This window comes from Curtobacterium sp. 'Ferrero' (genome assembly GCF_002412165.1).
Taxonomy (GTDB): Bacteria; Actinomycetota; Actinomycetes; order Actinomycetales; family Microbacteriaceae; genus Curtobacterium.
Window position 1 is genome coordinate 100,777 of sequence record NZ_NXIA01000009.1, and the last position, 21,125, is coordinate 121,901.

At 73.0% G+C, this 21,125-nt stretch carries 19 protein-coding genes; 18 read left to right on the forward strand and 1 reads right to left on the reverse strand.

What is annotated here, in order from left to right; genetic code table 11:
- Positions 1 to 15: 15 nt before the first annotated feature.
- From pyrR to Csp2054_RS09935, 13 genes are all read left to right on the forward strand, one after another.
- Entirely contained in the window at positions 16 to 579 is a 564-nt protein-coding gene (gene pyrR, locus Csp2054_RS09875) for a bifunctional pyr operon transcriptional regulator/uracil phosphoribosyltransferase PyrR (protein WP_096899138.1), read from the forward strand.
- Positions 576 to 1,556, forward strand: a complete 981-nt coding sequence (locus tag Csp2054_RS09880) for an aspartate carbamoyltransferase catalytic subunit (protein WP_096899139.1) — start codon at positions 576 to 578, stop codon at positions 1,554 to 1,556. The genes pyrR and Csp2054_RS09880 overlap by 4 nt, the downstream gene beginning before the upstream one ends.
- On the forward strand, positions 1,553 to 2,908 hold the full coding sequence (locus tag Csp2054_RS09885; protein WP_096899140.1) for a dihydroorotase: 1,356 nt from the start codon (positions 1,553 to 1,555) through the stop codon (positions 2,906 to 2,908). Before Csp2054_RS09880 ends, Csp2054_RS09885 begins: the two co-directional genes overlap by 4 nt.
- Positions 2,905 to 3,447, forward strand: a complete 543-nt coding sequence (locus Csp2054_RS09890) for a hypothetical protein (protein ID WP_096899141.1) — start codon at positions 2,905 to 2,907, stop codon at positions 3,445 to 3,447. The genes Csp2054_RS09885 and Csp2054_RS09890 overlap by 4 nt, the downstream gene beginning before the upstream one ends.
- The gene (gene carA / locus Csp2054_RS09895) at positions 3,447 to 4,646 is read left to right on the forward strand and encodes a glutamine-hydrolyzing carbamoyl-phosphate synthase small subunit (protein ID WP_096899142.1); all 1,200 of its coding nucleotides are present in this window, start codon (positions 3,447 to 3,449) and stop codon (positions 4,644 to 4,646) included. Before Csp2054_RS09890 ends, carA begins: the two co-directional genes overlap by 1 nt.
- Positions 4,646 to 7,924 carry a carbamoyl-phosphate synthase large subunit gene (carB, locus tag Csp2054_RS09900; protein WP_096899143.1) on the forward strand — a complete coding sequence of 1,093 codons (3,279 nt, stop codon included), beginning with the start codon at positions 4,646 to 4,648 and terminating at the stop codon, positions 7,922 to 7,924. Before carA ends, carB begins: the two co-directional genes overlap by 1 nt.
- 68 nt (positions 7,925 to 7,992) lie before the next feature.
- A complete protein-coding gene (gene pyrF / locus Csp2054_RS09905; RefSeq protein ID WP_096899172.1) occupies positions 7,993 to 8,865 on the forward strand; it encodes an orotidine-5'-phosphate decarboxylase in 873 nt (290 codons plus the stop codon).
- Positions 8,862 to 9,782, forward strand: a complete 921-nt coding sequence (gmk, locus tag Csp2054_RS09910) for a guanylate kinase (protein ID WP_096899144.1) — start codon at positions 8,862 to 8,864, stop codon at positions 9,780 to 9,782. The genes pyrF and gmk overlap by 4 nt, the downstream gene beginning before the upstream one ends.
- Before the next feature lie 53 nt (positions 9,783 to 9,835).
- On the forward strand, positions 9,836 to 10,099 hold the full coding sequence (gene rpoZ, locus Csp2054_RS09915; protein ID WP_022906709.1) for a DNA-directed RNA polymerase subunit omega: 264 nt from the start codon (positions 9,836 to 9,838) through the stop codon (positions 10,097 to 10,099).
- A gap of 5 nt (positions 10,100 to 10,104) precedes the next feature.
- The gene (metK, locus tag Csp2054_RS09920; protein ID WP_096899145.1) at positions 10,105 to 11,319 is read left to right on the forward strand and encodes a methionine adenosyltransferase; all 1,215 of its coding nucleotides are present in this window, start codon (positions 10,105 to 10,107) and stop codon (positions 11,317 to 11,319) included.
- Positions 11,320 to 11,327: 8 nt separating this feature from the next.
- Complete coding sequence (locus Csp2054_RS09925; protein WP_096899146.1) at positions 11,328 to 13,310, forward strand: hypothetical protein; 1,983 nt, start codon at positions 11,328 to 11,330, stop codon at positions 13,308 to 13,310.
- Positions 13,311 to 13,582: 272 nt separating this feature from the next.
- On the forward strand, positions 13,583 to 14,650 hold the full coding sequence (gene tdh / locus Csp2054_RS09930) for an L-threonine 3-dehydrogenase (protein WP_096899173.1): 1,068 nt from the start codon (positions 13,583 to 13,585) through the stop codon (positions 14,648 to 14,650).
- A complete protein-coding gene (locus Csp2054_RS09935; protein WP_096899147.1) occupies positions 14,650 to 15,834 on the forward strand; it encodes a glycine C-acetyltransferase in 1,185 nt (394 codons plus the stop codon). Before tdh ends, Csp2054_RS09935 begins: the two co-directional genes overlap by 1 nt.
- A 180-nt stretch (positions 15,835 to 16,014) precedes the next feature.
- Here Csp2054_RS09935 and Csp2054_RS09940 read toward each other — a convergent pair whose 3' ends face one another.
- Positions 16,015 to 16,470, reverse strand: a complete 456-nt coding sequence (locus tag Csp2054_RS09940; protein WP_176491648.1) for a DUF4383 domain-containing protein — start codon at positions 16,468 to 16,470, stop codon at positions 16,015 to 16,017.
- 126 nt (positions 16,471 to 16,596) lie between these two features.
- Between Csp2054_RS09940 and Csp2054_RS09945 the strand changes: the two genes are divergently transcribed.
- From Csp2054_RS09945 to hisG, 5 genes are all read left to right on the forward strand, one after another.
- Entirely contained in the window at positions 16,597 to 17,532 is a 936-nt protein-coding gene (locus Csp2054_RS09945; RefSeq protein WP_096899148.1) for a methionyl-tRNA formyltransferase, read from the forward strand.
- Positions 17,529 to 19,046 (forward strand): RsmB/NOP family class I SAM-dependent RNA methyltransferase, encoded by a 1,518-nt coding sequence (locus tag Csp2054_RS09950; protein WP_096899149.1) that lies wholly within the window; start codon positions 17,529 to 17,531, stop codon positions 19,044 to 19,046. The genes Csp2054_RS09945 and Csp2054_RS09950 overlap by 4 nt, the downstream gene beginning before the upstream one ends.
- Positions 19,047 to 19,111: 65 nt before the next feature.
- On the forward strand, positions 19,112 to 19,771 hold the full coding sequence (gene rpe, locus Csp2054_RS09955) for a ribulose-phosphate 3-epimerase (protein WP_096899150.1): 660 nt from the start codon (positions 19,112 to 19,114) through the stop codon (positions 19,769 to 19,771).
- A 170-nt stretch (positions 19,772 to 19,941) separates the two neighbouring features.
- A complete protein-coding gene (locus Csp2054_RS09960) occupies positions 19,942 to 20,205 on the forward strand; it encodes a phosphoribosyl-ATP diphosphatase (protein ID WP_096899175.1) in 264 nt (87 codons plus the stop codon).
- A 45-nt stretch (positions 20,206 to 20,250) separates the two neighbouring features.
- Positions 20,251 to 21,090, forward strand: coding sequence for an ATP phosphoribosyltransferase (gene hisG / locus Csp2054_RS09965; RefSeq protein ID WP_096899151.1), 840 nt, complete (start codon positions 20,251 to 20,253; stop codon positions 21,088 to 21,090).
- The last annotated feature ends 35 nt before the right edge of the window (positions 21,091 to 21,125 follow it).

Consider the following 21,125-nt stretch of genomic DNA (forward strand, 5'->3'; position numbering starts at 1 on the left):
GGGAAGGAGGTCGGCGTGGGCACCAGAACGGTCCTGCAGCACACCGACATCACGCGTGCACTGACACGCATCGCGCACGAGATCCTCGAGGCCAACCACGGCGCCTCGGACCTCGTGCTCCTGGGCATCCCGACACGGGGTGCCGTCCTGGCCGAGCGGCTCGCGTCGATCCTGGCGGGCATCGAGCCCGAGTGGGCCGCCGACCGCGAGCAGCGGCTCGGCACCCTCGACGTCACGATGCACCGGGACGACCTCGGGCACGGCATCGGTCGGGCGCCGCACCGCACCACGATCCCGACGAGTGGCATCGACGGCAAGGTCGTCGTGCTGGTCGACGACGTGCTCTACTCCGGTCGCACCGTGCGGGCCGCGCTCGACGCCCTGCAGGGCATCGGGCGTCCCCGGGCGGTCCGGCTCGCGGTGCTCGTCGACCGGGGGCACCGGCAGCTCCCGATCCGGGCGGACCACGTCGGCAAGAACCTCCCGACGGCGTCCGACGAGCGCGTCACGCTGCGGCTCACGGAGACCGACGGCAGCGACGAGGTCGTCATCGAACAGGGCGAGGGGGTGGCCTCGTGAAGCACCTGCTCTCCACCGCCGACCTCTCCCGGGCCGACGCGGTGCACATCCTCGACGTGGCCGAGGAGATGGCCGAGGTCAACACCCGCGAGGTCCGCAAGCTCCCCGCGCTCCGCGGCAAGACCGTGGTGAACCTCTTCTTCGAGGACTCCACCCGGACCCGCATCTCGTTCGAGGCAGCGGCGAAGCGGCTCTCGGCCGACGTGATCAACTTCGCCGCGAAGGGCTCGAGCGTCTCGAAGGGCGAGTCGCTCAAGGACACCGTGCAGACCCTCGGCGCCATGGGGATCGACGGCATCGTCATGCGCCACGGCGCGTCCGGTGCCCCGAGGGTGCTGGCCGACGCCGACTGGATCGACGTCCCCGTCGTGAACGCGGGCGACGGCACCCACGAGCACCCCACGCAGGCGCTGCTCGACGCGTTCACGATGCGGCGCCGACTGCACGGCGACGCGAGCCGCGGGAAGGGCCTCGACGGCGTGCGCGTGGCGATCGTCGGCGACGTGCTGCACAGCCGGGTGGCGCGGAGCAACGCCTGGCTGCTGCGCACGCTCGGAGCCGAGGTCACCTTCGTCGCGCCGCCCACCCTGCTGCCCGCGGTCGAGCGCCCGTTCGGTGCGGCCGTCCACCACGACCTCGACGTCGCCCTCGCCGAGGACCCCGACGTCGTCATGCTCCTGCGCATCCAGCAGGAGCGGATGCACGACGCGTTCTTCCCGAACGAGCGCGAGTACACCCGGCACTTCGGCCTGACCGCCTCCCGTGCGGCGCGGCTGTCCGACCGGACGCTCATCATGCACCCCGGACCGATGAACCGCGGGCTCGAGATCGCGGCGGTCGCCGCGGACGACCCGCGCTCGACGGTCGTCGAGCAGGTCGCGAACGGCGTCAGCGTCCGGATGGCCGTCCTCTACCTCGCCCTGACGGGCGACCACGCCGGCGCAGGCGCGCACGACACGAAGGAGTCCGTCGCATGACCGCCCACCTCATCCGCGGCGCGCAGCTGGTCGACGGCACGCGTGCCGACATCCGCCTGGAGGGACGGCGCATCACCGCGGTCGGGTCCGGTCTCGACTCGGCCGGTGCCACGGTCGTCGACGCCGACGGGCTGGTCGCCCTGCCCGGGCTCGTCGACCTGCACACGCACCTGCGCGAGCCCGGCAGCGAGGAGGCGGAGACCGTCCTGACCGGCTCGCGTGCGGCCGCCGCGGGCGGGTTCACGGCCGTCAACGCGATGGCGAACTCGAACCCGGTGGCCGACACCGCCGGTGTGGTCGAGCAGGTCCAGGCCCTCGGCGACGACGCGGGCTACGTCACCGTCCGACCGATCGGCGCCGTCTCGCAGGGCCTGCAGGGCACGCACCTGTCCGAGATCGGCGCGATGGCGACGAGCCGTGCCCGGGTGCGGGTGTTCTCGGACGACGGCTCCTGCGTCGCGGACCCGCTGCTCATGCGCCGGGCGCTCGAGTACGTCAAGGGGTTCGGCGGCGTGATCGCGCAGCACGCCCAGGAGCCGCGGCTGACCATCGGCGCGCAGATGAACGAGGGCCGGCTGTCGTCGGAGCTCGGGCTCGCGGGCTGGCCGGCGGTGGCGGAGGAGGCGATCATCGCGCGGGACGTGCTGCTCGCCGACCACGTCGGGGCACGCCTGCACGTGTGCCACGTCTCCACCGCCGGCAGCGTCGAGGTCATCCGCTGGGCGAAGTCCCGCGGCATCGACGTCACCGCCGAGGTCACACCGCACCACCTCGTGCTCACGGAGGACCTGATCGCCGGGGTCGACGGCGCACCGGGCTACGACGCCCGCTACAAGGTGAACCCGCCGCTCCGCGCCCGCGAGGACGTCGAGGCGCTCCGGGCCGCGCTCGCCGACGGCACGGTCGACATCGTCGCCACCGACCACGCGCCGCACACCGCCGAGGCGAAGTGCTGCGAGTGGCCGGCCGCCGCCAACGGCATGGTCGGCCTCGAATCGGCGCTCAGCGTCGTGCAGGCCGCCGTCGTCGACACCGGCCAGCTCGACTGGGCGGACGTCGCACGGGTCCTGTCCGAGGCCCCCGCGCGCATCGGTCAGGTCGACGGCCACGGGCAGCGGATCGCGGAGGGCGCCCCGGCCGAGGTCACGCTGTACGACCCGGCCGCCGTCCGTGAGTTCGCCGTGACGGACCTCGCCGGGCAGTCGCAGAACTCGCCCTACCTCGGGATGCGGCTGCCCGGACGGGTCGTCGCGACCTTCCACCACGGGTACCCGACCGTGCTCGACGGCACGGTCGTCGACGCCGGGACGGTCGCCGCGCACGCCGCCGCGACCCGGGCGGCGGCACGGTGAGCGGCGACGCGCTGCGGTGGCTCGCCGGCGGGGTGATCCTCCTGCTGGTGGCGCTGCTGTTCGTCGCCATGGCACGCACCTGGCGGACCCGGACCCGCGCGCAGGCCGCAGCCGTGCCTCCCGTCCCGGTGCCGGCCGATCCGGGCGCGCAGGTCGGGTCGTGGGACGGCTTCACGGTCGCGACGACCCGCGCCGACCAGCCGCTCGAGCGCATCACCGCCGGCGGTCTCGGCTTCCGCAGCCGCGGCGGCGTGACCGTCCACGGGGCCGGCGTGGTGCTGCACCACGCCGGGGCACCCGACCGATGGGTGGCGGCCGACGCCGTCCGCGGCGCCGACCGCGCCACGTGGGCCATCGACCGCGTGGTCGAGCCCGGGGGACTGGTCCGTCTGCGATGGACGGCGACCGGCGCCGCAGGTGCGACGGACCTCGACACCTACTTCCGGTTCCCGGAGGGCGACGCAGCAGCGCTCGACGCCCTGCAGGGACTGACGACGAAGCACGAGCACCCGCACACCGCGGGCGAAGGGACGAACTGATGACACGCGAACGGGCCGTACTGGTCCTCGAGGACGGTACCCGGTACGACGGACGGGCCTACGGTGCCCGAGGCCGATCCCTCGGCGAGGTGGTCTTCGCGACCGGCATGACCGGCTACCAGGAGACGCTGACCGATCCGTCCTACGCCGGACAGATCGTGGTGCAGACCGCGCCGCACATCGGCAACACGGGCGTGAACGACGAGGACCCCGAGTCCCGTCGCATCTGGGTCGCCGGCTACGTGGTGCGCGACCCCAGCCGCATCGTGTCGAACCACCGCGCGAACGCCACGCTCGACGACCACCTGGTCCGCGACGGCATCGTCGGGATCTCCGGCATCGACACGCGGGCGCTCACCCGCCGGATCCGCGACGCCGGCGCCATGAAGGGCGGCGTCTTCAGCGGCGCCGACGCCGACCTGCCCGCCGACGAGCAGCTCGCGGCCGTCCGCGAGCAGGCCGGCATGGCGGGCGCGAGCTTCTCCGCGACGGTGAGCACGCCCGAGACCTACGTGGTCCCCGCGGTGGGCGAGCAGATCGGTCGCCTGGCCGTGCTCGACCTCGGTGTGAAGGCCTCGACCACCCGGTACCTCGCCGAGCGCGGGTTCGAGGTGCACGTCGTGCCGCAGGACATCACGGCGTCCGCGCTGCAGGAGCTCGATCCCGACGCGCTCTTCTACTCCAACGGCCCGGGCGACCCCGCCGCGAGCGACGCGCAGGTCGAACTGCTGCAGGAGTCGCTGAGGACCGGCCGCCCGTTCTTCGGCATCTGCTTCGGCAACCAGCTCCTCGGGCGCGCGCTCGGGTTCGGCACGTACAAGCTGCCGTTCGGCCACCGCGGCATCAACCAGCCCGTGCTCGACACGGCGACGGGCAAGGTCGAGATCACCAGCCAGAACCACGGCTTCGCCGTGGACGCGCCGCTCGGCGAGGTCGTCGAATCGCCCGCCGGGTTCGGCCGGGTCGAGGTCTCGCACTACTCGCTGAACGACAACGTGGTCGAGGGCCTCCGCGCGCTCGACGTGCCCGCCTTCAGCGTGCAGTACCACCCCGAAGCGGCGGCCGGTCCGCACGACTCGATGTACCTGTTCGACCGGTTCGCGGACCTCGTGCGTGCCCGACGCGACGGGCAGCCGCTCGACGCGGCGACCGCCACCGCCACCACCCCCGCAGCCGACGTCACCAAGGAAGCCAACTGATGCCGAAGCGCGCAGACATCAACTCCGTCCTCGTCATCGGCTCCGGCCCGATCGTCATCGGGCAGGCCGCCGAGTTCGACTACTCCGGCACCCAGGCGTGCCGTGTCCTCCGCGCCGAGGGCGTCCGCGTCATCCTCGTCAACCCGAACCCGGCGACGATCATGACCGACCCGGACTTCGCCGACGCCACCTACATCGAGCCGATCACGGACGCCTCCCTCGAGGAGATCATCAAGATCGAGCGCCCCGACGCCGTCCTGCCGACGCTCGGCGGGCAGACCGCGCTCAACGCGGCGATCTCCCTCGACAAGGCCGGCATCCTCGAGAAGCACGGCGTCGAGCTCATCGGCGCGAAGGTCGACGCGATCCAGCGCGGCGAGGACCGGCAGCTCTTCAAGGACCTCGTCCTGGAGTCCGGCGCGGACGTGGCCCGCAGCCACATCGCGCACACCCTCGACGAGGCCAAGGAGTACGCGGCCGACCTCGGGTACCCGCTGGTCATCCGTCCGTCGTTCACCATGGGCGGCCTCGGTTCCGGGTTCGCGTACACCGAGGACGAGCTCGTCCGCATGGTCGGCGACGGCCTGCAGTCGAGCCCCACGAGCGAGGTCCTGCTCGAGGAGTCGATCCTCGGGTGGAAGGAGTACGAGCTCGAGCTGATGCGCGACAACTTCGACAACACCGTCGTGATCTGCTCGATCGAGAACGTCGACCCGGTGGGCGTGCACACGGGCGACTCGATCACCGTCGCCCCGGCGCTGACGCTCACCGACCGCGAGTACCAGGCCATGCGGAACATCGGCATCGACATCATCCGCCGGGTGGGCGTCGACACCGGCGGCTGCAACATCCAGTTCGCGGTGGACCCGTCGAACGGCCGGATCATCGTCATCGAGATGAACCCCCGCGTCTCGCGGTCGTCCGCCCTGGCCTCGAAGGCGACGGGCTTCCCGATCGCGAAGATCGCCGCGAAGCTCGCCATCGGGTACCGCCTCGACGAGATCCAGAACGACATCACGCAGGTGACGCCGGCGAGCTTCGAGCCGACGCTCGACTACGTCGTCGTGAAGACCCCGCGGTTCGCGTTCGAGAAGTTCCCGGCCGCCGACGCCACCCTCACCACGACGATGAAGAGCGTCGGCGAGGCGATGGCCATCGGCCGGAACTACGCGACGGCCCTGCAGAAGTCCCTCCGCTCGCTCGAGAAGCGCGGGTCCTCGTTCCACTGGGACACCCCGGCCGCCGAGCTCGACAAGGACGCGCTGCTCGAGAAGTCGAGGACCCCGACGGACGGCCGCATCGTCACGGTGCAGCAGGCCCTGGTCGCCGGCGCCACGGCGGAGGAGGTCTTCGAGGCCACGGGGATCGACCCGTGGTTCATCGACCAGATCGTCCTCATCAACGAGGTCGCGGCCGAGGTCGCCGCCGCCGAGACCCTCGACGCCGACACCCTGCGGTGGGCCAAGGAGCACGGCTTCAGCGACGTCCAGATCGCGTCGCTGCGGGGGATCTCCGAGCAGGAGGCCCGCGACACCCGGCACGGGCTCGGCATCCGCCCGGTCTTCAAGACGGTGGACACCTGCGCCGGTGAGTTCCCGGCCCTCACGCCGTACCACTACTCGTCGTACGACACCGAGACCGAGGTCGCCGCGAGCGACCGCAAGAAGGTCGTCATCCTCGGCTCCGGCCCGAACCGCATCGGCCAGGGCGTCGAGTTCGACTACTCCTGCGTGCACGCGTCCTTCGCGCTGAGCGACGCCGGGTTCGAGACGATCATGATCAACTGCAACCCGGAGACGGTCTCGACCGACTACGACACCTCGGACCGCCTGTACTTCGAGCCGCTGACCACCGAGGACGTCCTCGAGGTGATCGAGGCCGAGCGGGCGTCCGGCGAGCTCGTCGGCGTGGTCGTGCAGCTCGGCGGCCAGACGGCCCTCGGACTCGCGAAGCCGCTCGAGGCCGCGGGCATCCCGATCCTCGGCACGTCGCCCGCCGCCATCGACTCCGCCGAGGAGCGCGGCCAGTTCGCCGCCATCCTCGAGGAGGCCGGCCTGCTGGCGCCCCGCAACGGCACCGCGCACGACCTCGCGAGCGCGACCGCCGTGGCCGAGGAGATCGGCTACCCGGTCCTGGTCCGCCCGTCCTTCGTGCTCGGCGGCCGCGGAATGGAGATCGTCTACGACCCGGCCGCCCTCGCGGACTACTTCGACCGGATGGCCGACCAGGCGATCATCGGCCCGGAGCTGCCGCTCCTGGTCGACCGCTTCCTCGACGACGCGGTGGAGATCGACGTCGACGCGCTCTTCGACGGCGAGCGGCTGTACGTCGGCGGGATCATGGAGCACATCGAGGAGGCCGGCATCCACTCCGGCGACTCGGCCTGCACCCTGCCCCCGGTCGGCCTCGGCAAGGCGGAGATCCGCGGCGTGGTCGAAGCCACCGAGCGGATCGCCCGCGGCATCGGCGTGCAGGGGCTGCTCAACGTGCAGTTCGCCATCGGCGCCGGCGTGCTCTACGTCCTCGAGGCGAACCCGCGCGCGAGCCGCACGGTGCCCTTCGTCTCGAAGGCGCTCGGCATCCCGCTGGCGAAGGCCGCGAGCCGGATCATGACGGGGACCTCGATCGATGCGCTCGTCGCCGAGGGACTCCTGCCGGAGCGCGACGGCTCCTCGGTGCCCGCGCAGGCCCCGGTCGCCGTCAAGGAGGCCGTGCTGCCCTTCCGCCGCTTCCGCACGCACGACGGCCAGGTGGTCGACTCGGTGCTCAGCCCCGAGATGCGCTCCACGGGCGAGGTCATGGGCATCGACCGCGACTTCCCGCGGGCCTTCCTCAAGTCGCAGGACGCCGCGTACGGCGGCCTGCCGACGAGCGGCACGGTGTTCGTGAGCGTCGCCGACACCGACAAGCGCCAGGTCGTCCTGCCGATCCACCGCCTGCAGCAGCTCGGGTTCACGATCACGGCGACCGAGGGCACGGCCGAGGTCCTCCGCCGCAACGGCATCGAGGTGACGCTGGTCGGCAAGTACAGCGAGGGCGGCGAGAGCGTCGTCGACCTGCTCGCCCGCGGCGAGGTCGACGTCGTCATCAACACGCCGTCCGGTGCGGCCGGTCGCGCGGACGGCTACGAGATCCGTGCGGCCACCGTGGCGGCCGACAAGCCGCTGTTCACGACGATCGCCCAGCTCGGCGCGGCGGTCGCCGCGATCGAGACGATCGGCACCGAGCACACGGTCCGCAGCCTGCAGGACTACGCGCTCGAGCGCGCCACCTGGTGAGCGCAGTGCAGCCTGGGCCAACGCCGCCGGTTCCGGACCGACGCGCCAGCGGCGGGTCGGCCGTGCCGGTGGGGAGAGGCCCAGCCTCCTTCGGCGTCCGGCTCGCGTCCGCCATCGCTTCACGTTCCGCGCTCTGCGTCGGCATCGACCCCCACGCCGCCACCCTGGCGGCGTGGGGGCTCGGCCGCGACGAGCAGGGACTGACCGCCTTCGGCGCGACCCTGGTCGACGCGGCCGCCGGCCGCGCCGCCGTCGTGAAGCCGCAGATCGCGTTCTTCGAGGCGGCGGGCGTCGCCGGCTACCGTGCGCTCGACGCGACGATCCGTCGGGCACGCGATGCGGGCCTCCTGGTCGTGGCCGACGTGAAGCGGGGCGACATCGGCAGCACCGGCGACGACTACGCGGAGGCGTGGGTCGACCGCGACGGGCCGTTCCGGGCCGATGCCATGACGGTGTCGCCGTACCTCGGCTACGGCTCGCTCCGCGGCACGATCGACACCGCGCGGGCGAACGGGGCCGGGGTGTTCGTGCTCGCCGCGACGAGCAACCCCGAGGCCCGCGTGCTGCAGACGGCGGTGCTCGCCGAGGGACCGCGTGCGGGACGGACCGTCGCTGCCGGTATCGTCGTGGACGTGGCAGACGACAACCGTTCCGTGGGGGCGCAGCCCCTCGGCGACGTCGGGCTCGTGCTCGGCGCGACCCTCGACCTGACCGACTTCGGCATCACCGCCGACGACATCGGCTCCGCGCCGGTGCTCGCCCCGGGGTTCGGCGCGCAGGGCGCCCGGATCGAGGACCTCCGTGCCCGGTACGGCTCGCGGGCCGAGCAGGTGCTCGTGAACGAGTCGCGCGGGCTGCTCGTCGACGGACCCGACGGTGTCGCCGCACTGGTGGCCGACCGCGCCGACCGGATCGCCGCCGCGCTCGGGGCCGCCGCGTGACGGAAGGTGCCGACCGCGGGGCGCTCCCGGCGCACCGCAACCCACCGGAGGTCGACCGCGTCGCCGCCGCGCAGGCCGCCGTCGCAGCCCGGCGTGCCCGGGCCGCGGTCAAGGCCGCGGTCGTCTCGGGGGAGCGCTCGGCGCTCGACGTCGCGCGGGCGGCCTGGTCCGACGAGGACGCTCCCGCCGAGAAGTCCCTGCGGGTCCGCGACCTCCTGACGAGCCTGCCGGGCATCGGCCCGGCGCGGGCGGACTCGGTGATGGCAAGCCTGCGCATCGCGCCGTCGAAGCGGCTCGGCGGTCTCGGCGTGCGGCAGCGCTCCGTGCTGGCCGACTGGCTCGCGGCGCGCGGTCGGAAGCGCGGCGCCTCGAAGCTCGTCGTGCTCGCCGGCCCCACCGCGGTCGGCAAGGGCACCGTGAGCGCGTACATCCGCGAGCACTTCCCCGACGTCAACCTCAGCGTGTCCGCCACGACCCGCAAGCCCCGCCCGGGCGAGGTGGACGGCGTGCACTACTACTTCGTCGACGACGCCGAGTTCGACCGGATGATCCGCGACCGCGAGCTGCTCGAGTGGGCGACCGTGCACAACTCCTACCGGTACGGCACGCCGCGTCCGCCGATCGACCGCGCGCTCGACGCCGGTGACCGCGTGATGCTCGAGATCGACCTGCAGGGCGCCCGCCAGGTGAAGGACGCCATGCCCGAGGCGGTCCTCGTGTTCCTGCTGCCCCCGAGCTGGGAGGAACTCGTCCGTCGGCTCATCGGCCGGGGCACCGAGTCGCCCGAGGAACAGGCCCGACGCCTCGAGACCGCGAAGGTCGAACTCGCCGCGCAGGACGAGTTCGACGTGAAGATCGTGAACTCCGATGTCAGCACCGCGGCACACGAAGTCGTAGACTTGTTCACTGCGCCCTAGCCGGGGCTGCGCTGTGCCCACCGGGCGCGACACGACCGTTGACAGGAGACACCATGGCCAACCCCCAGGGCATCATCGACCCGCCCATCGACGACCTGCTCGCCAAGGTCGAGTCGAAGTACGCGCTCGTGATCTTCGCGTCGAAGCGCGCCCGCCAGATCAACGACTACTACGCCGACCTGCACGAGGGCTCGCTCTTCGACAACGTCGGTCCGCTCGTCGACTCCACCATCGACGACAAGCCGCTCTCCGTCGCGCTCCACGAGATCAACGAGGACAAGCTGACGGTCACCAAGCAGCAGCAGCCGACCGACTGACCCCGGTGACGACGAGCAACCTGCGCCTGTTCACGTCCGAGTCGGTGACCGAGGGGCACCCCGACAAGATCTGCGACCAGATCTCGGACACCATCCTCGACGCCCTGCTCGAGGCCGACCCGCACGCGCGCGTCGCGGTCGAGACCATGGTCACCACCGGTCTCGTGCACGTCGCCGGCGAGGTCACGACATCCGGCTACGTCGAGATCCCGAAGCTCGTCCGCGACGTCATCACGGGCATCGGGTACAACTCGTCCGAGGTCTCCTTCGACGGCCGCACCTGTGGCGTCGAGGTCTCGATCGGCGCGCAGTCGCCGGACATCGCCCAGGGGGTCGACGAGTCGCTCGACAGTCGCTCGGGCTCCGGCGTGGACCCGCTCGACCGCCAGGGTGCGGGCGACCAGGGCATCATGTTCGGGTTCGCGACGAACGAGACCCCCGAGTACATGCCCGTCGCGATCTGGCTCGCGCACCGGCTGGCCGAGCGCCTCGCCGCGGTCCGCAAGTCGGGCGAGCTGTCGTACCTCCGTCCGGACGGCAAGACGCAGGTCACGGTCGGCTACGACGGCGTCGTGCCGAAGACGGTCGAGACGGTCGTGCTCTCCACGCAGCACGCTCCGAGCGTCACCCTCGAGCAGCTCACCGCCGACGTCACCGCGCACGTGATCCACCCGGTGCTCGACCTCGTCGACCTCGACTCGTCGCACGTCGACGTCATCGTGAACCCGACCGGTCGGTTCGAGATCGGCGGGCCGCAGGGCGACGCCGGGCTCACCGGCCGCAAGGTGATCGTCGACACGTACGGTGGGGCGTCCCGCCACGGCGGTGGGGCGTTCTCCGGCAAGGACCCGTCGAAGGTCGACCGCTCCGCCGCGTACGCGCTCCGCTGGGTGGCGAAGAACGCCGTCGCCGCCGGGCTCGCCGACCGCCTCGAGGTGCAGGTCGCCTACGCCATCGGCCGCGCGAAGCCCGTCGGGCTCTACGTGGAGTCGTTCGGCACGGGCCACGTCGACGACGCCACCATCGAGCAGGCCATCCTGCAGGTCTTCGACCTCCGGCCGGCCGCGATCATCCGCGACCTCGACCTCCTCAAGCCCCGCTACGCGCAGACCGCGACGTACGGGCACTTCGGCCGCGAGCTCCCCGGGTTCACCTGGGAACAGCTCGACCGCGTCGAGGCGCTCCGGGCCGCAGCAGGGCTCGTCGCCGCCGCCGTCTAGGTCACCGTGTGACCACCGTCGCGCGCGTCGTCCTCGACTCGCCGCTCCCGCAGTTGGACCGTCTGTTCGACTACCGGGTGCCGGACGAGCTCGAGGACGACTGCGTGCCGGGGGTCCGCGTCAAGGTGCCGTTGCGCACCGGTGCGCGGATGTCCGACGCGTACGTCGTCGAGGTCGTCTCGGAGGGCGACTACCCGGGCGAACTCAGTCAGGTCGAAGCGGTGCTCTCGCCGGTGCCGGTCCTGGCCCCGGAGATCTGGACGCTGGCGCGCGCGGTCGCTGACCGGGCCGCCGGCGTCGCGTCCGACGTGCTCCGGCTCGCGGTGCCGACGCGCCAGGTCCGCGCCGAGAAGGCGTGGCTCGCCCGCGACCCCTCGTGGTCACCGCCGGCGGTGCAGCCCACGCCCGTCACCGGCTACGCCGACGGCGTCCTGGAGGCACTGCTCGCCGACCGCGGACGGGCTGCGGTCGACGCCGTCCCCCACCCCGTCGACCTCGGCTCCGCCGACGAACCCTGCTGGGTGCCCGGCTGGGCGGCGACGCTCGCCCAGGCGGCGTCGCACGTCGTCGCGCGGGAGCAGTCCGCCGTGCTGGCGGTGCCGGACTTCCGCGACGTGACCGACCTCGAACGCGCGCTGCTCGCGCTCCTGCCGCCCGAGCGGGTCGTCCGGTTCGACGCCAAGCAGACGAACGGGCAGCGCGCGAAGGCCCTGCTGCAGGCGCGGACGCACGCGGTCGTCGCGATCGGCAACCGGACCGCCGTGTTCGCGCCGGCGACCGAGCTCGGACTCATCGCGATGTGGGACGACGGCGACGCCTCCTTCATCGAGCCCCGGGCGCCGTACGTGCACACCCGGGACGTCGCCCTCGTCCGCACGGCGCAGTCGGGCGCAGCACTCCTGTTCCTCGCGCACGCCCGCTCGACCGACGTGCAACGGCTCGTCGAACTGCACTGGCTGCAGGAGGTCACGCCGTACCGGGTGCCGACGCCGAAGGTGATCCCGACGGCGCAGCAGGCGAGTGCCGAGGGCTTCGCCGCCCAGGCCCGCATCCCGAGCACGGCCTGGCGCGCCGCCCGCGAGGCCAGTCAGCACGGCGCCGTGCTCGTGCAGGTCGCCAACCCGGGTTTCGGCACCGGGCTCGTGTGCGCCGACTGCGGTGAACGGGCGCACTGCCGGGTCTGTGGCGGTCCGCTCGGCGCCCCGCACCGCAACGCCACGCCGCAGTGCCGGTTCTGCGGGGCCCTCGCGGTCGGGTTCCGGTGCCCGACGTGCGGCGGTGGGAGGCTCAAGCCTGTCGGGCAGGGCGCGCAGCGGACCGCGGACGAGCTCGGTCGGGCGTTCCCGGGCACGCGGATCGTGGTGGCCGACGGGTCCCGCCCGCTCGACGAGGTCCCGGCGCGGCCGTCGGTCGTCGTCGCCACCCGCGGTGCGGAGCCCAGCGTGCCCGGCGGCTACGCGTGCGTGCTGCTGCTCGACGGCGAACGGCTGCTGGCCCGCGAGGGGCTCCGCGTGCAGGAGGACGTCCTGCGTTTCTGGACGAACGCCGCCGCCAAGGGCGCGCCGGGTGCCGAGGTCTACCTCGTCGGCATCGGCGGGCGGCTCGCGACGGCGATGGCGACGTGGCGGCTCGACGGCCCCGCGCACGACGAGCTCGCGGACCGTCGGGAGCTGCACTTCCCGCCCGCCGTCCGCGTCGCGACGCTCACCGGGACGGACGAGGCGGTGACGGCAGCGGTCGAGGCCCTCGGTGACGCCATCGCCGGTCCGGTGCTCGGGCCGGTGCCCGTCGAGGGCGACCCGGTGCCGGGGACGGTGCGGGCGATCGTGCGGTTCCCGTACGCGCACGGCGCCGAGGTCGCGGCGACGCTCAAGGCCGAGGTCATCCGGCGGTCGTCGACCCGGCGAGTGCTCCCGGGCGGCAACCGCCGTCGTGCGGCACCGACCCTGCGCGTGCGGCTCGACGACGCGGAGCCCTTCACCGAGGTCTGACCCGCGCAGCCCCTGTCCGCGGCATCGTTGCGTGCTCGTCCTGCGACATCACTCCGCACGATCGACGCGTGTTTCGTCGGACGATGCGCCCGCATCGGATGCGCGTGCACCGTGCGACACCACACCGCGTGATCGACGCGTGTTTCGTCGCACGATGCGCCTGCATCGTGCCGCGCACCCCGCGCGAGCCGACCTGTGGGAGGCTGGACGACGGTGGCCACGAACCACCGCCGAACACATCACACGCACGACGAAGTGACGAGGTGACGCCGATGCGGGCGCTCTACAAGCCGGACGCCGGTCCGGGACTGACCATGACCGACCGGCCCGTGCCGGTCCCGACCGAGGACGAGGTCCTCATCCGCGTGCTGCGGACCGGGATCTGCGGCACCGACCTGCACATCCAGCGGTGGGACGACTGGGCGGCCTCGGCGGTGACGGCGCCGCTCGTCCCCGGGCACGAGTTCTTCGGCGAGGTCGTCGAGGTCGGTGCCGCCGTCCGGGACGTCGCCGTGGGCGACCGGGTCTCCGGCGAAGGGCACATCGTGTGCGGCACCTGCCGGAACTGCCGTGCAGGCCGCCGACAGATGTGCATCAGGACGAAGGGCCTCGGGGTGCAGCGCGACGGTGCGTTCGCCGAGTACCTGACGCTGCCCGGCACGAACGTGTGGGTGCACCACGGCGAGGTCGAGCCCGAGGTCGGTGCCCTGTTCGACCCGCTCGGCAACGCCGTGCACACGGCGCTCGCGTTCCCGCTCGTCGGCGAGGACGTCCTCGTCGCCGGGTGCGGACCGATCGGGCTCATGGCGATCGCGGTCGCACGGCACGCGGGCGCCCGGTTCGTGGTCGGGACCGACGTCAGCCCGAACCGTCTGCGGATGGCCGAGGCGATGGGCGCCGACCTCGGGGTGGACGTGCGCGGAGACGCGAAACCGGGGGGTGGCGCTGCCGCGATCCGTGCGGCGCAGGAGCGGCTCGGCATGCGGGAGGGGTTCGACGTCGGGTTCGAGATGTCCGGCGCGCCGACCGCGCTGCCCGCGATGGTCGAGAACATGAACCACGGTGGCCGGATCGCGATGCTCGGGCTGCCGAGCGGGCCGATCGCGGTCGACTGGGGCAAGGTCGTCACGCACATGCTCACCGTGAAGGGCATCTACGGCCGCGAGATGTTCGAGACGTGGCAGGCGATGAGCTCGATGCTGCAGAGCAGCGCGGTCCTGCGCGAGCGCATCGGCTCGATCGTGTCCGCGCGCTACCCGGCGCGCGACTGGGAGGAGGCGTTCGCCGCGGCGGCGAGCGCGGACGGCGGCAAGGTCGTCATCGACTGGACGGAGATCTGATGTACGGGGCGATCAAGGACCACCTGACCGCGGAGCTCGCGGGCATCGAGGCGGCGGGACTGACGAAGCACGAACGGGGCATCACCGGGCCCCAGCGGGCGGCGATCGAGGCGGACGGGCTCGACCTGCTCAACTTCTGCGCGAACAACTACCTCGGTCTCGCCGACTCCACCGACCTCGTCGAGGCGGCGAAGGACGCCCTCGACCGCTGGGGGTACGGCATGGCGAGCGTGCGGTTCATCTGCGGCACGCAGGACCTGCACCTCGACCTCGAACGGCGGGTGTCGGCGTTCCTCGGCACCGAGGCGACGATCCTGTACTCGTCGTGCTTCGACGCGAACGGGGGCCTGTTCGAGGTGCTCCTCGGCCCGGAGGACGCGATCATCTCCGACGAGCTGAACCACGCCTCGATCATCGACGGGATCCGGCTGTCGAAGGCGCAGCGGTTCCGGTACCGGAACCGCGACACCGCCGACCTGGAGGCGCAGCTCGCCGCCGCCTCGTCGGCCCGGTTCCGCGCGGTGGTCACCGACGGCGTCTTCTCGATGGACGGCTCGATCGCGCCGCTCGCCGAGATCTGCGACCTCGCCGAACGGTACGACGCGCTCGTCATCGTCGACGACTCGCACGCCGTCGGGTTCGTCGGCGAGCACGGCCGGGGCACCCCCGAACTCTGCGGGGTCGCCGACCGGGTCGACGTGTACACGGGCACGTTCGGCAAGGCACTCGGCGGTGCGTCCGGCGGCTACGTGTCGTCCCGCCGGGAGGTCGTCGACCTGCTCCGGCAGCGGTCGCGTCCGTACCTGTTCTCGAACTCGCTCGCGCCGGTGATCGCCGCGGGCACCGTCGCGGCGCTCGACCGCATCGAACGCTCCGACGACGCACGGGCGCAGCTGGCGTCGAACGCGCGGCTGTTCCGGACCCTGATGGAGGACGCCGGCTTCGAGCTGCTGCCGGGGGAGCACCCGATCGTCCCCGTGATGTTCCACGACGCCGCGCGCACCGCCCGGATCGCGGACGAGATGCAGGCCCGTGGGGTGTACGTGACGGCGTTCAGCCACCCGGTCGTGCCGCAGGGGAGGGCCCGGATCCGGGTGCAGCTGTCGGCCGCCCACACCGAGGAGCAGGTCCGCTGCTGCGTGGACGCCTTCGTGGCGGCGCGGGCCGCAGTCGGGAGCGACTGACCCCGACGGTCGCCGACGCACGACGATCGCCGGACACACGACGGCCCCGGGAGCTGCTCGCTCCCGGGGCCGTGCTGTGCCGTACTGCCGTGCGCCGCGTACGCAGTGCGCGGCGGGTGCTCCGTGCTCCGTGCGCCGCGGGTGCTCCGTGCTCCGTGCGCCGAGTGTCCCGCTTCGTCGTCAGGCGCCGACCGGGCGGCGGCGGCCCCGCGGGAACACGACGCCGAGCGCCACCATGCCGACGGCGAGCACGAGGTGCAGCCAGTTGTCGGCCCAGTTCAGCGGCACGAAGTTCGCGCCGGTCATGGTGCCCGCCGTGAACAGGCCGTAGACCCACAGCACGAAGTAGACGACCCCGCCGATGACGAGGTACATGCGCGACCCGGTCGGGTACCGCGCGGCGATGAGCCCGACGATCCCGAACAGCAGGTGCACGATGTTGTGCAGCACCGACACCTGGAAGACGCCGAGGAGCATGGCCATCGAGCCGTGACCCGCCCCGGCGAGGTCGCCCGTCGTGATGCCGGGGACGAAGCCCGCGATCCCGACGAGCAGGAACACGATCCCGACGACGAGCGCGATCTTCTGGATGCTCGACCCTGCGTAGCGGTCGGTGGACGTGGTGACGTCTGACATGGTGCCTCCCTCTCGTGGAGGGTCCGACGGTACACACGCCCCACCGCGTCGGTCCTGCCGCCGCGTGGCCGGGACACCAGCCACCCGCGCACGAGCCCGCTCCGCGGCCGTGGGACGATGGACCCCATGCGTCTCGTCGTCGCCGGCAGCCCCGCTGCGGCCGTCCCCACCCTCCGCCGACTCGCGGCGTCCGACCACGAGATCGTCGCGGTGCTCACCCGCCCCGCGACCCCGCAGGGCCGCAAGCGCGTCCTGACGCCGACCCCGGTCGCGCAGGTCGCCGAGGAGCTCGGCCTGCCCGTGATCGAGGCGGCCCGGGTCGACGACACCGTCACGGACCAGCTCGCGGCCCTCGCGCCCGACCTCGGCGTGATCGTCGCCTACGGGGCGCTCCTCCGCCGGCCCGCGCTCGAGACACCCCGGCTCGGCTGGGTCAACCTGCACTTCTCGGCCCTGCCCGCGTACCGCGGAGCCGCTCCCGTCCAACGTGCCGTCATGGCAGGCGACACCGAGACCGCCGCGAGCGTGTTCCAGCTCGTCGAGGCGCTCGACGCCGGCCCGCTGTACGCCAGCGAGCCGTTCACCATCGACCCGGACGCGACGAGCGGCGACGTCCTCGCCGCGATGGCCGAGACCGGTGCGGAGGTCGTGGCCCGGGTGGTCGACGGCCTCGCGGCCGGGACCGCCGTCGCGAGCGAGCAGGTCGGCGAGGTCACCCTCGCACCGAAGCCCACCGTCGACGACGCGCACGTCGTCTTCGACGAGCCCGCCGTGCGGGTCCACGCCCGCATCCGCGGCGTCACACCCGAGCCCGGCGCGTTCGCCCACCTCGGCGAGACCCGCGTGAAGCTGCTCCGCAGCTCCGTCCAGCCGGGAGGCACGGCCTCCTCCGCCCCGCACCTCGCCCCCGGCGCGCTCGCGTTGGTCGACGGGCGGCTGCTCGTCGGGACGGCCGACGTCCCGCTCGCGCTCACCGAGGTGCAACCCGCGGGCAAGAAGGCGATGGACGCCGCCGCCTGGGCCCGCGGCCTCGGCCCGCTCGACGGGAAGGTCCTCGCGTGAACGCGGCGCCCAGCGGGACCGGGCGTGGCACCGGGCGCGGTCGCGGTCCCCGCCCGACCTCGGCCCGACGCGTCGCGTACGACGTGCTCCGTGCCGTGCAGGTCGACGACGCCTACGCCAACCTGCTGCTGCCCGCACGCATCCGCCGCGCCGGCCTGAGCGCCCGGGACGCCGCGTTCGCGACCGAGCTCACCTACGGATCGATCCGGATGCTCGGGCGCTACGACGCGATCGTCGACATCGCCTCCGGCCGTCGGGTCGAGAACATCGAGGCGGACGTCCTCGACGTGATGCGCCTCGGCACCCACCAGCTGCTCGGCATGCGCACACCGACCCACGCGGCCGTGTCCGCTACCGTCGAGCTCGCGCGCGAGGTCGGTGCCCGCCGCGCCACGGGGTTCGTCAACGCCGTGCTCCGGAAGGTCGCGGCGCGTTCCGACGAGGAGTGGGACGCCGCGATCTCCGAGGGCCGTGGGGGCGACGCGCTCCTCGCGACCCGGTGGTCCCACCCGACGTGGGTCGTGTCGGCGCTGCGGGACGCTCTCGCCGCCGAACGGTCCCGCGACGAACTCGCGGCACTCCTCGCCGCCGACAACGTCGCGCCGCGGGTCCAGCTGTCGGCACTGCCGGGACTCGCGACCGACGAGGACGTCGCGACCGCGACCCGGGTCGACGACCCCGCACCGGAGCCGCAGCACGGGGACGGCGACGGGCCGACGGCCGACGACGCGACCGGCACCGTGCCTCCCGTCCGTGCCGGGGCGGACGCGCTCCCGGTCTCGCCGACCGGCATCCGTGGTGTCTCCGGCGACCCCGCCCGTGTGCCGGGCGTCGCCGCCGGGCGGCTCCGCGTCCAGGACGAGGGCTCCCAGCTCGCCGCCCTCGCGCTCAGCCGGTCGTCGGCCGTGCGGCCGGGGGAGCGGTGGCTCGACATGTGCGCCGGACCGGGCGGCAAGGCGGCGCTCCTCGCAGCGGAGGCGGCGGTCGGCGGCGCGCACCTGGTCGCGAACGAGCTCGTCCCGGCACGCGCCGGGCTCGTGCGGAAGGCCCTCGCCGGGTTCGGTGACGGCGTGACGGTCGTCGAGGGTGACGGTCGGCGGTTCGGACGCGACGGCGCGGCGGTCCGGTTCGACCGGGTGCTGCTCGACGCTCCGTGCACGGGGCTGGGTGCGCTCCGCCGCCGTCCCGAGGCCCGGTGGCGGAAGCAGCCGGAGGACGTCCCCGAGCTCGCGGCGCTGCAGGCCGAGCTGCTCGACGCGGCCGTGCGGGTGCTCGCTCCCGGCGGGACCCTGGCGTACGTGACGTGTTCGCCGCACCTCGCGGAGACGCGTGGGCAGGTGGACGCCGTGCTCGAACGGCACCCCGGCGTGCTCGAACAGCTCGACACCGCCGGAGTCGTCCGTGCCGTGGCCGTGCGGGACCCGCAGGTGGCGGACGGGCCGGTCGCGCAGCTGTGGCCGCACCGGATCGGTACCGACGCGATGTTCGTCGCGCTGTTCCGCCGCGTCGACTGAGGCCGCCCGGGCAGCGGCGGCACGAGCGACCGAGCGCACCGACCCCGCGCCGGTAGGGTTGGCGGGTGACGATCCGCATCTCGCCGAGCATCCTGTCCGCCGACTTCGCGAACCTCGAGCGCGAGCTCCACCGCATCGAGACGGCCGACCTCGTGCACGTCGACGTGATGGACAACCACTTCGTCCCGAACCTCACCCTCGGCCTGCCGATCGTGCAGCGCCTGCAGGAGGTCTCGCCGGTGCCGCTCGACGTGCACCTGATGATCACGGACGCCGACACCGAGGCCCCGAAGTACGCCGAGACCGGTGCGTCGAGCGTCACCTTCCACTTCGAGGCCGCGGCCGACCCGGTGGCGACCGCCGCGGCGATCCGGTCGAACGGGGCCCGCGCCGCCGTCGCCGTGAAGCCCGGCACGCCGATCACGCAGGTGCTGCACCACCTCGACGCCTACGACATGATCCTGCTCATGACCGTCGAGCCCGGGTTCGGCGGGCAGGCGTTCATGCCCTCCGTCATGCCGAAGCTCGCCGATGCCCGGGTGGCCGTCGACGCGTCCGGCCTCGACGTCTGGCTCGAGGTCGACGGCGGCATCGCGGTCGACACCGTGCCCGAGGCCGTGCGGAGCGGCGCCGACACCCTCGTGGCGGGCTCGGCCGTGTACGGCGGCGAGCCCGCGCAGCGCATCGCCGACCTGCGCGAGGCAGCCGCGGCGGCCCGCGCGTGACCGGCGCGTCGGTGGACGCGACCGGCGTGGCGGACGCTAGCGGCACGGGAGACGCAACCGGCGCGGCGGACGCGACCGGCGCGGCGGAGGCGATCCGGGCCTCCCGTCCGGACGGTGCGTCCGCAGGGTCACCGCAGGACGGTAGCCTGGACCCTGTGAAGACGGACCCCGTGAAGACGTTCGACGACCTGTTCGCGGAGCTGACCGAGAAGGCGCGCACGCGCCCCGAGGGCTCCGGCACCGTCGCCGAACTGGACGCCGGCGTGCACCAGATCGGCAAGAAGATCGTGGAGGAGGCCGCCGAGGTCTGGATGGCGGCCGAGTACGAGGGTGACGAGCGCACCGCGGAGGAGATCTCGCAGTTGATCTACCACCTGCAGGTCCTCATGGTCGCGCAGGGGCTCACCCCTGCGGACGTGTGGCGACATCTCTGATCGCCCGATCAGTCGTCCACACCTCTCCAGAAAGCAGACCACCTGATGCTCCGCATCGCCGTGCCCAACAAGGGCTCCCTGTCCGAGACCGCCTCCGAGATGCTGCGGGAGGCCGGGTACGCCGGTCGCCGTGACCCGAAGGCGCTCCACCTGATCGACGAGCGGAACGGGGTCGAGTTCTTCTTCCTCCGCCCGCGCGACATCGCCACGTACGTCGGCTCGGGCGCGCTCGACGTCGGCATCACGGGCCGCGACCTGCTGCTCGACTCCGGGTCCGAAGCGCACGAGGTCGACGCGCTCGACTTCGCCGGTTCGACGTTCCGGTTCGCGGGGACGCCCGGCCGGTTCGCCTCGCTGCAGGACCTCGAGGGCGTCCGGGTCGCGACGAGCTACCCCGGCCTCGTGGGGGACTTCCTCGCGCAGCACGGCGTCACGGCGACGCTCGTGAAGCTCGACGGCGCCGTGGAGAGCGCGGTGCGCCTCGGGGTCGCGGATGCGGTCGCCGACGTCGTCTCGACCGGCAGCACCCTGCGGCAGGCCGGGCTCGAGATCTTCGGGCCGGTCATCCTCGAGTCGACCGCCGTCCTCATCGCCACCGACGAGGACCGCCCCGGCATCGACGTCCTGCGCCGACGCCTGCACGGCGTGCTCGTCGCGCGCGGCTACGTGATGCTCGACTACGACATCCCCACGGCCCTCGTGCCGGACGCGACGGCGATCGCCTCGGGCATGGAGTCGCCGACCGTGTCGCCGCTGCACGGCCGCGACTGGTCGGCCGTGCGGGTGATGATCCCGCGGTCGGACATGAACCAGATCATGGACTCGCTGTACGGCCTCGGCGCGCGCGCCATCCTCGTCAGCTCGATCCACGCGGCACGGCTGTGAGCACGGCAGGGTCGGACAGCGCGGCGGGGCCCGGC

What these genes read in the sequence shown, in the direction of transcription:
- Csp2054_RS09885 (WP_096899140.1), top strand. Translation starts at nt 1,553, where the DNA reads ATGACCGCCCACCTCATCCGCGGCGCGCAGCTGGTCGACGGCACGCGT.
- carA (WP_096899142.1), top strand. Translation starts at nt 3,447, where the DNA reads ATGACACGCGAACGGGCCGTACTGGTCCTCGAGGACGGTACCCGGTAC.
- carB (WP_096899143.1), top strand. Translation starts at nt 4,646, where the DNA reads ATGCCGAAGCGCGCAGACATCAACTCCGTCCTCGTCATCGGCTCCGGC.
- rpoZ (WP_022906709.1), top strand. Translation starts at nt 9,836, where the DNA reads ATGGCCAACCCCCAGGGCATCATCGACCCGCCCATCGACGACCTGCTC.
- tdh (WP_096899173.1), top strand. Translation starts at nt 13,583, where the DNA reads ATGCGGGCGCTCTACAAGCCGGACGCCGGTCCGGGACTGACCATGACC.
- Csp2054_RS09935 (WP_096899147.1), top strand. Translation starts at nt 14,650, where the DNA reads ATGTACGGGGCGATCAAGGACCACCTGACCGCGGAGCTCGCGGGCATC.
- Csp2054_RS09940 (WP_176491648.1), bottom strand. Translation starts at nt 16,470, where the DNA reads ATGTCAGACGTCACCACGTCCACCGACCGCTACGCAGGGTCGAGCATC.
- Csp2054_RS09945 (WP_096899148.1), top strand. Translation starts at nt 16,597, where the DNA reads ATGCGTCTCGTCGTCGCCGGCAGCCCCGCTGCGGCCGTCCCCACCCTC.
- hisG (WP_096899151.1), top strand. Translation starts at nt 20,251, where the DNA reads ATGCTCCGCATCGCCGTGCCCAACAAGGGCTCCCTGTCCGAGACCGCC.